General features: G+C 63.2%; 11 protein-coding genes. 4 read left to right on the top strand and 7 right to left on the bottom strand.

The genetic code is table 11. The annotated features are described in order from the left end of the window. Positions 1 to 65 precede the first annotated feature (65 nt). Both AC1RMD_RS24160 and AC1RMD_RS24155 read left to right on the top strand, forming a co-directional pair. On the top strand, positions 66 to 341 hold the full coding sequence (locus tag AC1RMD_RS24160; protein ID WP_492930164.1) for a hypothetical protein: 276 nt from the start codon (positions 66 to 68) through the stop codon (positions 339 to 341). Between the two features lie 526 nt (positions 342 to 867). Beyond that, positions 868 to 2508, top strand: a complete 1641-nt coding sequence (locus tag AC1RMD_RS24155; protein WP_492930162.1) for an NAD(P)/FAD-dependent oxidoreductase — start codon at positions 868 to 870, stop codon at positions 2506 to 2508. Here the strand turns inward: AC1RMD_RS24155 and AC1RMD_RS24150 are convergent. Beyond that, complete coding sequence (locus AC1RMD_RS24150) at positions 2505 to 3863, bottom strand: sensor histidine kinase (RefSeq protein ID WP_492930160.1); 1359 nt, start codon at positions 3861 to 3863, stop codon at positions 2505 to 2507. The genes AC1RMD_RS24155 and AC1RMD_RS24150 overlap by 4 nt on opposite strands. Positions 3864 to 4161: 298 nt before the next feature. Here AC1RMD_RS24150 and AC1RMD_RS24145 point away from each other — a divergent pair, with 298 nt between their 5' ends. Continuing rightward, positions 4162 to 6927, top strand: a complete 2766-nt coding sequence (locus tag AC1RMD_RS24145; protein ID WP_492930158.1) for a TonB-dependent receptor — start codon at positions 4162 to 4164, stop codon at positions 6925 to 6927. A gap of 71 nt (positions 6928 to 6998) precedes the next feature. Here AC1RMD_RS24145 and corA read toward each other — a convergent pair whose 3' ends face one another. The 5 genes from corA to glnA form a co-directional block, all read right to left on the bottom strand. Beyond that, a complete protein-coding gene (gene corA, locus AC1RMD_RS24140) occupies positions 6999 to 7967 on the bottom strand; it encodes a magnesium/cobalt transporter CorA (RefSeq protein WP_492930156.1) in 969 nt (322 codons plus the stop codon). A gap of 75 nt (positions 7968 to 8042) precedes the next feature. Further along, positions 8043 to 9548 (bottom strand): nitrogen regulation protein NR(I), encoded by a 1506-nt coding sequence (ntrC, locus tag AC1RMD_RS24135; protein ID WP_492930154.1) that lies wholly within the window; start codon positions 9546 to 9548, stop codon positions 8043 to 8045. Positions 9549 to 9617: 69 nt separating this feature from the next. Beyond that, the gene (glnL, locus tag AC1RMD_RS24130; RefSeq protein WP_492930152.1) at positions 9618 to 10715 is read right to left on the bottom strand and encodes a nitrogen regulation protein NR(II); all 1098 of its coding nucleotides are present in this window, start codon (positions 10713 to 10715) and stop codon (positions 9618 to 9620) included. Between the two features lie 10 nt (positions 10716 to 10725). Beyond that, positions 10726 to 11226 (bottom strand): DUF4124 domain-containing protein, encoded by a 501-nt coding sequence (locus tag AC1RMD_RS24125; RefSeq protein WP_492930150.1) that lies wholly within the window; start codon positions 11224 to 11226, stop codon positions 10726 to 10728. 125 nt (positions 11227 to 11351) lie between these two features. After that, positions 11352 to 12767 (bottom strand): type I glutamate--ammonia ligase, encoded by a 1416-nt coding sequence (gene glnA, locus AC1RMD_RS24120; RefSeq protein ID WP_026335076.1) that lies wholly within the window; start codon positions 12765 to 12767, stop codon positions 11352 to 11354. Positions 12768 to 13079: 312 nt separating this feature from the next. On the opposite strand from glnA, the gene AC1RMD_RS24115 reads away from it, so the two are divergent. Then, complete coding sequence (locus AC1RMD_RS24115) at positions 13080 to 13538, top strand: rhodanese-like domain-containing protein (RefSeq protein ID WP_492930148.1); 459 nt, start codon at positions 13080 to 13082, stop codon at positions 13536 to 13538. Here AC1RMD_RS24115 and AC1RMD_RS24110 read toward each other — a convergent pair. Then, positions 13535 to 14899, bottom strand: a complete 1365-nt coding sequence (locus tag AC1RMD_RS24110) for a TAXI family TRAP transporter solute-binding subunit (protein ID WP_492930146.1) — start codon at positions 14897 to 14899, stop codon at positions 13535 to 13537. The genes AC1RMD_RS24115 and AC1RMD_RS24110 overlap by 4 nt on opposite strands. Positions 14900 to 15084 lie beyond the last annotated feature (185 nt).

Here is a 15084-nt window from a genome sequence, read left to right as displayed (position 1 = left end):
ATTCATGCGGATGCATTTCGATCAACATTTTAGGTTGTCTCGTTCATACAACATCGCACTACGACGTGCTGCGGATCGATCGAGAACGTTTCCAAAAATACATTTTTAATTTCCTATCAAATAACGGAATGATCGCAAAAAAACAACAAACCGCTGAACTTGCACCATTTCCCGTCCTGCTGCGGCAGGTCGCCTGCAAGTACACCAAAATTTTCAACCGTCAAGCCACAACCGGCGAAAATCAATGGAAAACCGGGACTTACCAGAACAAAGCCCATCCAATATGCCAAGGCCTACGGGTTTTTCATCGCTGGCGATGCGCCAAAAAATTTCCATTTTGAAACAAAAATGCACCAGATCCCGCATCGAAAGCGGCGTCGGCCCGTTTTGGTGCTAGTCGTCTTTTCACAACAGAATCTCAGTTTGTTCATTTGTAAATAATTACCAACCAACAACACTCGACGCCCCGCAGATTGCTTGCGGGGCTCGCGGACGCTGTCGCCATTAGTTCCGAATTATTTATAAATAGTCATTCCAATTCTGAAGTTTAAATAACGGCTGAATAAACAAATAGAATAAGAAACCAGCCACGATAAATACCCCAGCTAATATCAATGCTGCGGCATTAATCACCGGGCGGCAATGGCGCTGGCCCGCCGATCTGAATATCCCACCGGTCCCGCCCCAACATTTTATATTCGGCGCGCGGCGATGCCGCGCCTCGCCGGGCGAACGCAGCCGGCATGGCTGCATTTGGCGGCCATTGCGGGTAAAATACGGGGTTTTACGGGCCGATCCGGGGCAGCACGCCGCCGCGCCGGCCCCACTATCATGGCGCCTAGACAGCGCCCTCTCAGGAAGCCATCCATGTTGCGATTAAACGAAGTCAAACTCCCGCTGAACCACGCCGAAGCCGACCTGCCGGCCGCCATCCTGGCGCGCCTGGACATCGCCGCCGACGCCTTGCTCGGCTACACGGTATTCAAACGCAGCTACGACGCCCGCAAGAAGACCGCGATCGTGCTGATCTATTCGCTCGACGTCGAGGTCAAGGAAGAGGCAGCGCTGCTCAAACGCCTGCAGCACGACGTCCACCTGATGCCGTCGCCGGACACCTCCTATAAGTTCGTCGCCCACGGCGAGCAGCTGGCCGGCCACGACCGGAACCCGCGTCCGGTGGTGATCGGCACCGGCCCGTGCGGCCTGTTCGCGGCGTTGATCCTGGCGCAGATGGGCTTGCGTCCCATCATTCTCGAACGCGGCAAGGAAGTGCGCGAACGCACGGTCGACACCTTCGGCTTCTGGCGCAAGCGCGAGCTCAATCCCGAGTCCAACGTGCAGTTCGGCGAAGGCGGCGCCGGCACCTTCTCGGACGGTAAGCTGTACAGCCAGATCAAGGACCCCAAGCATTACGGCCGCAAGGTGCTGACCGAGTTCGTCAAGGCCGGCGCGCCGGCGGAAATCATCTACGTCAGCAAGCCGCACATCGGCACCTTCCGCCTGGTCAAGATGGTCGAGCAGATGCGCGCCAACATCGAACAGATGGGCGGCGAGTACCGCTTTGAAAACAAGGTGGTCGACATCGAGATCGAGCCAGGCCCGGACGGCGGCCAGGTGCGCGGCCTGACGCTCGAGAGCGGCGAGAAGATCGTCACCAACCACGTGGTGCTGGCGGTCGGCCACAGCGCGCGCGACACCTTTGAAATGCTGTACCGGCGCGGCGTCTACATCGAGGCCAAGCCGTTCTCGATCGGCTTCCGGGTCGAGCATCCGCAATCGCTGATCGACGCCTGCCGCTTCGGCCCCAACGCCGGCCACCCGATCCTCGGCGCCGCCGACTACAAGCTGGTGCACCACGCCTCCAACGGCCGCGCCGTGTACAGTTTCTGCATGTGCCCGGGCGGCACGGTGGTGGCGGCCGCGTCCGAACCGGGCCGCGTGGTCACCAACGGCATGAGCCAGTATTCGCGCAATGAGCGCAACGCCAACAGCGCCATCGTGGTCAGCATCTCGCCGGAGGTCGACTACCCGGGCCACCCGCTGGCCGGCATCGAGTTCCAGCGCCGGCTGGAGGAAAAGGCGTTTGAACTGGGCGGCGGCACCTACAATGCGCCGGGCCAGCTGATGGGCGACTTTGTCGCCGGCCGCGCCTCGACCGAGTTCGGCAGCGTGGTGCCGTCGTACAAGCCGGGCGTGCACCTGACCGACCTGGCGACCATCCTGCCGGAGTTCGCCGTGAGCGCGCTGCGCGAAGCCTTCCCGGCCTTCGACAAGCAGGTCAAGGGCTACTTCAAGCACGATGCCGTGCTGACCGGGCTGGAGACGCGCACCTCGTCGCCGATCCGCATCAAGCGCCGCGACGACACGCTGCAAAGCCTGAACACGCGCGGCCTGTTCCCGGCCGGCGAAGGCGCCGGCTACGCCGGCGGCATCCTGTCGGCCGGCGTCGACGGCATCAAGGTGGCCGAGGCGGTGGCGCTGTCGATGGCCGCCGACCAGCAGCCTTAGTCCGCGTCCCGGACCGGCAGCCGCAGCGTGATGCGGCAACCGGCCGGGCTGGGCTCGACCGAGGCCTTGCCGCCCATCTGGTGCATGATGGTGTAGACGATATGCATGCCCAAGCCTGAGCCGCCCTGCCCGCGCTTGGTGGTGAAGAACGGTTCAAACAAGCGCTCCCGCACTTCCGCCGTCAGGCCTACGCCGTCGTCGCCATACTCCAGCAACAGCCAGCCGGCCTCCGCCCCGCCGCCGATGCGCGCGGCCAGCCTGACCAGGCCGGGGCCGCCGTTCGGATAGGCGTGCTTGGCGCTGTTCATCAACAGGTTGGACAGCACCTGCGACCAGCGCCCCGGATCGAGCCGCACGCGCAGCGCCGGCGCGATATCCAGCTCGACCGCAATGCCGACCTTGCGCAGCTCCGGGCCGTGCGCCGACACCACGCTCTGCGCATGCTCCAGCAGCGCCACCGCGCAGACGTTCAGGCTGCCCTGGTCCACCGCCAGCTGCTTGAAGTTGCCGATCAGGTCGGCGGCGCGCAGCAGGTTGCGCTCGACCAGCAAGGCCGCCTCCCGCATGCGCCCGGCGGTGGCCACCAGCGCGGAACGGCTGACGCGCTCGCTCCCCACGCACTTGACCAGCTCGGCCGCATAGCTGCTCAGCGTGGAGGCCGCCGTCACCGCAACGCCGATCGGCGTGTTGACCTCGTGCGCCACGCCGGCCACCAGCGCCCCCAGCGCCGCCATTTTTTCCTGCTCGATCAGCGTGGCCTGCGCCGCCAGCAGCGCCTCGGTGCGTTGCTGCACCTTGTGCTCCAACATCCGCTCGCGCTCCTGGTGTTGCAGCTCGGCGGCGCCGCGCGCGGCGAAGATCGATAGCAGCGACAGCGCCAGCAGGCGCTTGTCCTCGGAAATGGGCTTGGTGTCGATGGCCGACAGGATGCCCAGCGTATCCCCTTCGGTATCGATCATCGGCATGCCGATATAGCTTTCGGCCCGCATGTCGACCAGCAAGGTGTCCTTCGGATAGTCGGCCTGGATGCCGCAGGCGTGGAAACACATGCTCTGGTCGGTGACATCCTGGCAGGGCGTGTGCAGCAGGCTGTACTCCATGTTCGGCAGGTAGTCGGCGCCGCCCCACACGGCCAGCGTGCGGATGCCCTCCTGGCCGTCGGCCATGGCGATCACCCGGCCGGCGATGACATAGGTGACGTCGAGCGCCTGCGCCAGGTCGCGCACCAGGATGCGCAAAAAGTCGTCGCCGCGGGCGCGCGCGGTCGAGGCAGTGATCGAACGCAGCGCCGCCTCGGCCAGCAGCCGTCCGTCCTCGACGCCGAACAGACGCGGCGCGGCCCCTTGTCCGTCCAACAACTTGTCATCGCACATCGTACCCCCGGTCACATGAACTTGGTTGAACGTTTCAAGCCTGATTATCACAATTCGGCTATTAACCACCAAATACTTTGTATTTTTGTGTAAATAAGTCGTCTTTTTTTGAAATTACCGTAAAAAGTGTTGTTTATTTCAGTGTTGTTACAGAGTGTCAATTGACCTTGCCGGACTCAAGTGGTCTGATGACCGCCTTGAATAATCTATAGATGGATTATTCATTATGAAATTTTCAATGACAAAGTAATATGCCGTAACCTCGCTAGGAGTTCAAGCAATGATGATGGAAACTGTAATTTCGCGTTCACTGCGCCTGATGTTTTCGGGCAGCGCTGCACTGATCGGTGCAGGCCTGCTGGCCCAGCCAGTATTTGCACAGGATACCCCTGTCGTACAACGCGTGGAAATCACCGGTTCGTCGGTTAAGCGTGTCGACGCTGAAACCTCGCTGCCGGTACAAGTGGTCACCAAGGCGGACATCGCCCGCACCGGCGCCACCAGCACCGAAGAACTGTTGCAGTCGATCTCCGCCTTCTCCTCGGCGGGCGGCACCAGCAACGCCACCGGCGCCGGCACTTCGACCGGCGGCCTGTCGTCGATCTCGCTGCGCGGCCTGGGCTCGACCCGCACCCTGGTGCTGGTCAACGGCCGTCGCCTGGCGGCGTTCGCCGGCAGCGACGGCGCCTCCGTCAACGTCAACGTCATCCCGCTGGCCGCCATCGAGCGCGTCGAAGTGCTGAAGGATGGCGCGTCCGGCGTGTACGGCAGCGATGCCGTGGCCGGCGTGGTCAACTTCATCCTGTCCAAGCGCACCGAAGGCGTGGAAATCACCGGCGGCTACGGCTCCCCATCGAACAGCGGCGGCGGCCAGAACAGCAAAGCCTCGATCACCGGCGGCTTCAACACCGACAAGCTGAACGTGGTGGCCTCGGGCTCCTACGAAAAAGAAAAGGCCCTGTTCGGCCGTGACCGCGACTACGCGGCCACCTCGACCAAGCTGCCTTACTACAACGGCACCGCGACCGGCCTGGGCAACATCCAGGGTTCGTTCACGCCAGGCAAAGGTCCTGACGCCGGCTTCAGCTCGGGCGGTTCGGGCTACGGCAATCCGCTGGCGATCGGCGACCAGTGCGGCACCATCAAGATGGGCACGCTGCAAGGCGGCGCCAAGGGTTCGCCTTACTGCTACTACGACAGCGGCCCGGACGTCGGCCTGACGCCCGATCGCGAACTGTTCAACTTCACCGGCAACCTGACCTACCAGCTCAACGACCAGCACCAGCTGTTCGGCGACGTGCTGTACTCGCAGAGCAAAGTCACCCAGACCTACCAGGCTTCGCCGGCGCGCGCCAGCTTCTTCGAGACCGACGGCGAGTTCGCCAAGCAAGGCGTGGACGCGGCACTGCTGCTCTACCCAAGCAACCCGGTCTACCAGTCGATCGCCGTGCCTTACCTGCAAAGCCAGGGCTACTCCTCGCTGATCGGCAAGCCATTGTCGATCACCTCGCGCGTGTTCGACTTCGGCCCACGCCAGAACGTCGACACCGCCAAGCAGGCGCGCGCGGTCGTCGGCGCCAAGGGCACCATCGGCGCGGTCGACTATGAAGTGGCGCTGAGCCACAACGAGTCCAAGCTGAACAGCGCGGTCACCACCGGCTACTTCTCGCAAGTGGCGTACGCCAAGATCATCAACGCCAGCAACTGGAATCCATGGGCGGCTGGCGGCGTGCAGACCGGCGCCCTGGCCGACCAGCTGAAAGGCGCAGCCTTCAGCGGCGACTTCCTGGCCGCAAAATCGACCAGCGATTCCTTCGACGCCAAGATCACCGGCGACTTCTGGACCATCGCCGGCATCACCCCGCAGTACGCGGTGGGCGCGCAGTCGCGCAAAGAGAACTACACCACCAGCCCTAGCGCGGCCTACCAGTCGGGCGACATCTCCGGCCTGGGCGGCTCGGTCGTGCCTATCGACCGCGACCGTACCGTGAACTCGGCGTTCGGCGAACTGAGCATTCCGCTGACGAAGACGCTGGAAGCCAACCTGGCGGTGCGCGACGACCATTACGACGACGTCGGCAATTCGGCCAACTGGAAGGGCAATGTCCGTTGGCAGCCGACCAAGACCTTCCTGCTGCGCGGTTCGTACGGCACCGGCTTCCGCGCACCGTCGCTGGTCGACCTGTGGACGCCGCAGACGCTGGGCACCTCCGAGCAGTTCAACGACCCGGCGACCAAGCAAACCGGCCTGCAGGTCAATGCGCTGACCGGCGGCAATCCCAACCTGAAGCCGGAGAAGTCGAAGCAGTACTCGTTCGGCGCCGTATGGCAGCCGGTGTCGACCGCCAGCATCGGCGTGGACTTCTTCAACATCAACATCCGCGACATCCTGGCGACGCCGTCGGCACAAGAGATCGTGTCGCGCTTCCGCGCCGGCGACCCAGCCTACGCAGGCCTGGTGACCCTGAACGGCAACGACATCGTCAGCATCCGTTCGACGCTGGCCAACACCGGCAACGCCAACGTGCAGGGCCTGGACCTGACGGCCAACTGGAAGGACAACTTCAGCTTCGGCAAGCTGGAAGCCAACCTGAACGGTACCTACATGGATACCTTCGACCAGACCAGCCCGGGCGGCGACGTTTCGCACAAAGTCGGCACCATCGTCGACGGTTCCGGCAACCCGGTGATCGGCGCGCAAAACGGCGGCGTGATCCTGCGCTGGAAGCATCAGCTGGCCGGCACCTGGAGCAAAGGTCCATGGTCGACCACCCTGGTGCAGAACTATCGCAGCGGCTACCAGGTTGGCCACGACCTGAACGACAACAAAGTGTTCATCTCGTCGGAAGCCATCTACGACGCCAACGTCACCTTCCGCGGCATCAAGAACCTGACCCTGGCGCTGGGCGTGAAGAACCTGTTCGACAAGCAGCCTGACACGATTGGCACCGCCGTGACCAATCAGTTCCAGTCCGGCTACGACATCAACCAGTACGATCCACGCGGCCGCTTCGTCTACGTGACCGCTGGCTACAAGTTCAAGTAATCAGTTAAAACGCCCCGTGTGCGCATGCGACGCTCAAGCTCGTCGCACGGCCACACGGGGCGTTTTTTCGTTTACAACCAGCCGGATTTCTTGAAGCGCCGGTGCAGGTACACGCATACGCCCACCATCACCAACACCGCCATCGGATAGCCGTACTTCCATTCCAGCTCCGGCATGAACTTGAAGTTCATGCCCCACAATCCGGCAAACGCCGTGACGATCGCAAAGATCGCCGCCCACGCCGCCAGCCGCTTGTTCACTTCGCTCTCCTCGATCGCCACCATCGACAGGTTGACCTGGATCGCCGTGGCGATGGTGTCGCGGATGCCGTCGAGCGAGGCGCTGATGCGGTGCAAATGGTCATGCACATCGCGGAAGTATTCCTGCGTGTCCTGGCACATGGCCGGCACGCGGCCGCCGTGCAAACGCCCCACCGCCTCCATCAGCGGCGACACCACATGGCGCACGATGGTCACCTTGCGCTTGAGCTCGTACAGCCGCTGGATGTTGTCGCGCTGCTTGCCCTGGCTGAAGATCAGCTCCTCGATTTTTTCCAGCTCCGTTTCCAGCATGTCGAGCACCGGGAAGTAGCGGTCCACCACCGCGTCCATCAGCGCGTACAGCACGAAGGCCGGGCCGAGGCGCAACATGTGCTGCTCCTTCTCCGCCCGCGCGCGCACGCCGAGGAAGCCCTGCTGGCTGTGGCCGTCGCGCGCCGACAGCACGTAGTTGTCGCCGACGAAAATGTCCACCTCGCCGACCGCCACATCGCCGTCGCGGCACTCGATGGTCTTGACCACCACGAACAGCGAATCGCCGTACTCCTCGATCTTGGGGCGCTGGTGGCCGCGCCGCGCATCTTCCACCGCCAGCTCGTGCAGGCCGAACTCCTCCTGCATGACCGCCAGCTCGTCCGGCTGGGCGTCGCGCAGGGCGACCCAGACAAAGGTTTCCGGCTTCTCGATGTAGTCGCTGATCTCCTCGACCGGAATGTCGTCCAGCTTCTGGCCGTCCTGATAGGCCACACAATTAATCAACATACTGTTTCCATAAAAAAAAAGCTCCTGGCCTCATCAGCCAAGAGCTTACCTTAATCCAGCGCGCGGGCGCCGCTATCAATCGTCCTTGGCGCCGTCGATGCCGAGTTCGGCGATCTTGCGGGTGATGGTGTTGCGGCCTATGCCCAGCCGCACCGCCGCGTCGTTCTTGCGGCCATGCGTGTGCTTGAGCGCGGTGCGGATCAGCGCCGACTCGAACTGCCGGCCCAGCACCGCCATCACTTCCTGCTGTCCGCCGCTGAGCATGCTGGCGGCCTGCGCTTCCAGCAAGCCCAGCCACGCATCCGGCGCGCCGGCCGCCGCCGACGCCTGCGCGCCGCCACCGCCACCGTCGGCCAGCGGGATCGGCATCACCGTGCCGTGGTGCTGGATCGTCGCATAGCTCTCGGCCGGGGCCGGCGCGTGGCCTTGCTCCTGGGTCAGCTCCAGCGGCAAATCCTTCACTTCCACCGTCTGGCCCGGCGCCATCACGGTGATCCAGTTGCACAGGTTTTCCAGCTGGCGCACATTGCCCGGCAAATCCAGGCCGCTGAGGAATTGCAAGGTGGAATCGCTCATGCGCTTGGCCTCCACGCCCAGCTGCTTGGCGCTCTGCACCAGGAAGTGGCGCACCAAAATAGGGATGTCCTCGCGCCGCTCCCTCAAACTGGGCAGGCGCAGGCGGATCACGTTGAGGCGGTGATACAAGTCTTCGCGGAACAAACCCTCGCGCACGCGCTGCTCCAGGTTCTGGTGGGTGGCGGTGATCACCCGCACATTGGCCTTCAGCGGCTGGTGGCCGCCGACGCGGTAGAAGTGGCCGTCCGACAGCACGCGCAGCAAGCGCGTCTGCAAATCGAAGGGCATGTCGCCGATCTCGTCGAGGAACAGCGTGCCGTTCTCGGCCTGCTCGAAGCGGCCGCGGCGCGTGGTCTGGGCGCCGGTGAAGGCGCCGCGCTCGTGGCCGAACAGTTCGGACTCCAGCAAGTCTTTCGGGATCGCCGCGGTGTTGAGCGCGATGAAGGGCTGGGCCGCGCGCGGGCTGTGCTTGTGCAGCGCGCGCGCCACCAGCTCCTTGCCCGAGCCCGATTCGCCGGTGATCAGCACCGTCACATTCGATTGCGACAGGCGGCCGATGGCGCGGAACACTTCCTGCATCGCCGGCGCCTGGCCGAGGATTTCCGGGGTTTCCGACGGCCCCGATTCGACGCTGGTCTCGCGCAGGCTCTCGTCCAGCGCGCGGCGGATCAGCTCGACGGCCTTGTCGATGTCGAAGGGCTTGGCCAGGTATTCAAAGGCGCCGCCCTGGAAGGCCGCGACGGCCGAATCCAGGTCGGAGAAGGCGGTGATGATGATGACCGGCAGGCCGGGGAAGCGCGACTTCACCTGTTGCAGCAGGTCGAGGCCGGAGTCGCCCGGCATGCGGATGTCGGACACCAGCACCTGCGGCGTCTCGAACTCCAGCGCGGCGATGGCGTCGCGCGCGTTGGCAAAACTCTTGGTGGCCAGGTTTTCCCGGGCCAGTGCTTTTTCCAGTACCCAGCGGATCGATTCGTCGTCGTCTACTATCCAGATTGGCTTCATGTGTTGTGTGTATCCCGCAATATGGATCGTCAATCAAGGGACCCGGCATCCGCCCCTGCCCGCCTGGGCTTATGGCAATGGCAGCAGGATGCGGAAGTCCGTATATCCAGGCCGGCTCTCGCACTCGATCACACCCATGTGCTGCTGCACAAAGGTCTGCGCAAGGGTCAAGCCCAAACCGCTGCCGCCTTCCCTGCCCGATACCAGGGGATAGAAAATCCGGTCGCGGATCTGGGGTGCGATGCCCGGTCCATTGTCAATGATATGCAAGTCTAATGCCAGCCCGTAGCGGACCTTGGCCAGGGTGACTTGCCGCGCCACGCGCGTCTTGAAAACGATCTCCGCGTCGCCGGCGTTGATGCGGCCGGCCAGCGCCTGGGCGGCGTTGTGCGCGATGTTGAGTACGGTCTGGATCAGCTGCTCCTTGTCGCCGCGGAACTCGGGGATCGAGGCGTCGTAGTCGCGCAGGATCGTCAGGCCGGACGGGAACTCGGCCAGCATCAGGCTGCGCACCCGCTCCAGCACTTCGTGGATGTTGACGTCGCCGACGATGTGCGGCCGGCGGTGCGGCGCCAGCAGGCGGTCGACCAGCGTCTGCAGCCGGTCCGCTTCCTTGATGATGACCTGGGTGTACTCGCGCAACTGGCCGGCGTGCAGCGCCGGTAGCTCCATCTCCAGCAACTGCGCGGCGCCGCGGATGCCGCCCAGCGGGTTCTTGATTTCATGCGCCAGGTTGCGGATCAGCTCCTTGTTGACCTGGCTCTGGTCGAGGATGCGCTCCTCGCGGTCCAGCTTGAGGTGCTGCAGGTGCTCGCGCAGCTCGATCAGGATGTGGCCGGGTGGGTCGTCCAGCGCCGAGACGATGCTGTGCACATGCAGCGCTTCGCGCCCGGCGCGCTCCAGCATCAGGTCCTGGCGCAGGTCGGAGAACTTGTGCTCGCGCGCCTGGTTGCAGATGTTGTCGAGCTCGCCGGGGTTGAGGAACTGCGCGCTCAGCGTCTGGCGCGACAGCGCCTTGAGCGAGCTCTCCAGCAGATTCTCGGCGGCCGCGTTGGCGTAGACGAACTGGCCGTCGGCGTCCAGCAGCACCACGGCCGAAGCCAGCAGCTCCAGGCCCGCCAGTGCCGGCGGGCGGTGCTTGCCGGCGGTAAGACTAGTAAGGCTCATAGTAAACTCGTCATCGGATATTCGCGATCTCACGTTTCAAGGCTTCGATATTCTTTTCCGAGCGGCCGATGTTGTCGCGCATGCCGGCCACCCGTTCCTGGTACTTGGCGTAGTTGCGCTCGTCGCCGCGCCGTTCCGGCTCGCCGTTGTTGAACTCCTTGCGCAGCTCCGCCAGTCTTTGCGTCTCGTTCTTCAACTCTTCTTCCAGGATGCCGCGGCGGTCGGCGTCGCGCGCGCGCTGCTCGGCGCCGTCGACGCGCGGAAAGTCGCCCGGCGTGCTGACCGGCGCCGGCACGTTGCCGCTGCGCGCGGGCGCGGCCTGGCGGCGCGGCGGCGCCGGAATCACGATGCCCGGCAAGTCCATGGACTTGCAATAGCCGCCGCGGTTGATGTCGGTGTACTCGATGCTGCCGTTGGGCGCGACGCACTTGTAGATCTGCGCCTGGGCCGCACCGCAGCACAGCAGCGTCATGATCGTCAGCCCCGCACATCGTTTGATACTAGTTGTCATTCGTAATCCGTGGGTGGAACTATCCATCCCGAATATACAACATCCAAAGAAAAACGCGGGGAAAGCTCTGCTCGCCCCGCGTTTTTTGCTTCACTACAAGCACCGGCGCCGCCGGCGCGTTGCCATTACAGCGAGTAGTACATGTCGAACTCGGCAGGGTGAGTCGTCATGCGCATGCGCTGGACGTCCTGCATTTTCAGTTCGATGTAAGCGTCGATCATGGAATCGCTGAACACGCCGCCACGGGTCAGGAACTCGCGGTCTTTGTTCAGGTTGTCCAGGGCTTCTTCCAGCGAAGCGCACACGGTCGGGATCAGTGCGTCTTCTTCCGGCGGCAGGTGGTACAGATCTTTCGATGCTGCCTCGCCCGGGTGGATCTTGTTGGCGATACCGTCCAGGCCGGCCATCAGCAGCGCTGCGAAGCACAGGTAGACGTTGGCCAGTGGATCCGGGAAGCGGGTTTCGATACGGCGGCCCTTGGGATTGGCCACGTGCGGAATACGGATCGAAGCCGAACGGTTCTTGGCCGAGTACGCCAGTTTCACTGGAGCTTCGTAGCCTGGAACCAGACGCTTGTACGAGTTGGTGCCTGGGTTGGTGATCGCGTTCAGCGCCTTGGCGTGCTTGATGATGCCGCCGATGTAGTACAGCGCGGTGTCGGACAGGCCGGCATAGCCGTCGCCGGCGAACAGGTTGACGCCGTCTTTCCAGATCGACTGGTGCACGTGCATGCCGGAACCGTTGTCGCCAACGATAGGCTTAGGCATGAAGGTGGCGGTCTTGCCATAGCTGTGGGCCACGTTCCAGACCACGTATTTCAGGTTCTGGGTCCAGTCGGCGCGCTCGACCAGGGTCGAGAACTTGGTGCCGATTTCGTTCTGGCCGGCGCCGGCCACTTCGTGGTGGTGCACTTCGACCGGGATGCCCAGCGATTCCAGGATCAGGCACATTTCCGAACGCATGTCCTGGAAGCTGTCCACTGGCGGCACTGGGAAGTAGCCGCCCTTGACGGTAGGACGATGGCCGGTGTTGCCGCCTTCGAGCTTCTCGCCGGTGGTCCACGATGCTTCTTCCGAATCGATCTTGACGAAGCAGCCGGACATGTCGATCTTCCAGCGCACGCTGTCGAAGATGAAGAACTCCGGCTCTGGGCCGAAGTAGGCGGTGTCGCCCATGCCGGACGATTTCAGGTAGGCTTCAGCGCGCTTGGCGATGGAGCGTGGATCGCGGTCGTAACCCTTGCCGTCGGCCGGTTCGATGACGTCGCACTGCATGAACAGCGTGGTCTCTTCCATGAACGGGTCGATGTTCGCGGTGTTTGGATCTGGCAGCAGTATCATGTCCGAAGCTTCGATGCCTTTCCAGCCGGCGATCGAGGAACCGTCGAATGCGTGGCCCGATTCGAACTTGTCGATGTCGAAGTGCGACACAGGCACGGTGACGTGCTGTTCTTTACCACGGGTGTCGGCGAAACGGAAATCAACGAATTTGACTTCGTTTTCCTGGACCATTTTCAGAACTTCTGCGGCTGTCATTGCCATGCGTATCTCCTAAAGGAATGTGGGACTCGTGCGCTCTTGGTAAGCAGTATCCGTGCCAGCTTAAAACTGATCAGCTTATGTCGATAGCGTCTTTGAACTTGCTGGCAAAATGAATCTAAAATTCGCCGGCCGTCCAAAGTGCCGCTATTTGAGGCAGCTCAATACCGCACCAACAAAGTGCATGTTCGAGATATTGCACCTGTTTTGTGCATTTTTGGAGGATTCCTGAAAAATGCACGGCTTTGGTGCGTCTGCGTGTGGTGCGGGCGCAGGAGGCCTATAATAAACTCAAACTTATTTCTGGGACACGATATGAGCAAAATAGACGATATTCTTGCGCTGGCCCGCAGCCGCAGCAAAGACTGGCCCTATGCCGGCGCCGTGACGCCGCAGGAAGCCTATGAACTGATCGGCGCCGACAACGCGGTCAAGCTGGTCGACGTGCGCACCCATGCGGAGCGCGACTGGGTCGGCCGGGTGGCGATACCGGAGGCCCAACATGGTGCGGTCCAGTGGAGCTTGTATCCGGGCGGGATCGCCAACCATGAGTTCATCGAAGAGTTGAACTCGGTGGCGCGCAAGGACCAGGTGATCTTGTTCCTGTGCCGCTCGGGCGTGCGCTCGCGCAGCGCGGCCAAGCTGGCCACCGAACACGGCTACCAGCACTGCTACGACATCCTGGAAGGCTTCGAGGGCGACAAGGACGAGCACGGCCACCGCAAGCACGTCAGCGGCTGGTGCAAGGCAGAGCTTCCCTGGACCGGGGCCTAGACCGCCACCGCCTCATCCGGGGTGGGCGCCGACTCGCCCATCAGGAACTGGATACGCTTGCGCACGAACTGTATGTGGCTGCGCAAGCCGTACAAGCCGTCCGCGAACGATAGCGGGATCGATACCTGGTTGACCAGGTCCTCGATCTCGTTCAGGCGCACCAGCTGGGCCTCGTAGACCTGCATGCGGGTATCCTCCGGCGCCTCCTCCACCGCCTGCTCCACCGCGCGCAGCTGGCCGTACCAGCGGTACACGCGCGAACGGATGCGCCACACATACAGCGGCGGCACCACCTTGGACAGCGGCAGTATCAACGCGCCCAGCGCCACCACCACGACCCACATGCGGTCGAAGAAATTCGCCAGCCAGAACGTCATATAGCGTTGCAGCAGCGGCGGACCGCTCTTGTAGTACTTGGCCGCCTCGGCGTCCACCGGGATCTCGGTGTACTTGGCCGACGGGAACTGGCCCTGCTGCGAGAACCAGCCGGCGCCGCTGTGGATGTTGGCCGCCGCCTGCACGAACAGGTCGGTCAGCGCCGGATGCAGGTCGTCGCGCGCCACCAGCGTGGCGGTCGGGGCGATCAGGTTGTAGTCCTCGGCCGGGATGTCGCGGCCCAGGTCGACGATCCCCTGCGGCAGCACCACGTGGCTCAGGAAGGGTAGCTTGCGGGCGTAGGCTTCCGCCTGGTTGAAGTTGAACAGCTTGATGCCCGGCGTTTGCAGCAGCATCTGGATCAGCGGCGCTTCCGGGGCCGAGGTGAACACCAGGCCGTCGATGCGGCCTTCCAGCAATTCCACCGTGGCCGGCGTGTTGGCCAGCGAGAAACGCTCCACTTCGCCCTTCTCGACGCCGTTCAGCTCCAGCACCTGGCGGAACAGGCGCGGGGCGCCGGCGCCCTTGGGGCCGTAGTTGATTTTCTTGCCCCTCAGCTGGGTCAGCTGGGTGATGGGCGGCTTGCCCTTGGTCTCGCGCAGGAACAGCCACAGCGGCTCGACAAACAGGCTGCCCAGCGAGGTCAGGCCTTCGCGTTCGGCCGCTTCCTCGTTGGTGGAGCCGCTCTGCACGAAGGCGATGTCGACTTCGCCGGCCTTGAGGCGCTTGAGGTTTTCGCCGGAACCGGCGGACGGCACCAGCGTCACCTTGACGCCGTGCTTGGCCAGCGCGGCCGCGTATTTCTTGCCGAATTCGGCGTAGGCGCTGTTTTCCTGGCCGGTGGCCAGGCGCACCGTGCGCGGCGGCGCCGGATCCACCAGCCAGTAAGCCAGCAGGCAAACGCCGGCGATCAGGGCGACGGTGGGAGCGGCGGCGACAAACAAGTCCCGCATGGAGAACTGCGTGAACTTGAGGATTTTGGACATGTGGTGGCGTATCGGTTTCATGGGCTGGTACATTGCCTACAAATCAATCCGGGGTCAAGTCTGACATTCGGACACGAGCTCTGCCGTAACAAGCGTTACGGCAGAGCTCGTGTCCGAATGTCAGACTTCGTATATTGAGCATACCGCATCTCCGTCGGATAATAAGGAGGTAGGTGCGGCCAGGC

Source organism: Duganella sp. GW822-FHT06D06, from assembly GCF_058799615.1.
The sequence above is the reverse complement of the archived record's forward strand: the minus strand, read 5'-3'. Positions and strand labels throughout refer to the sequence as shown.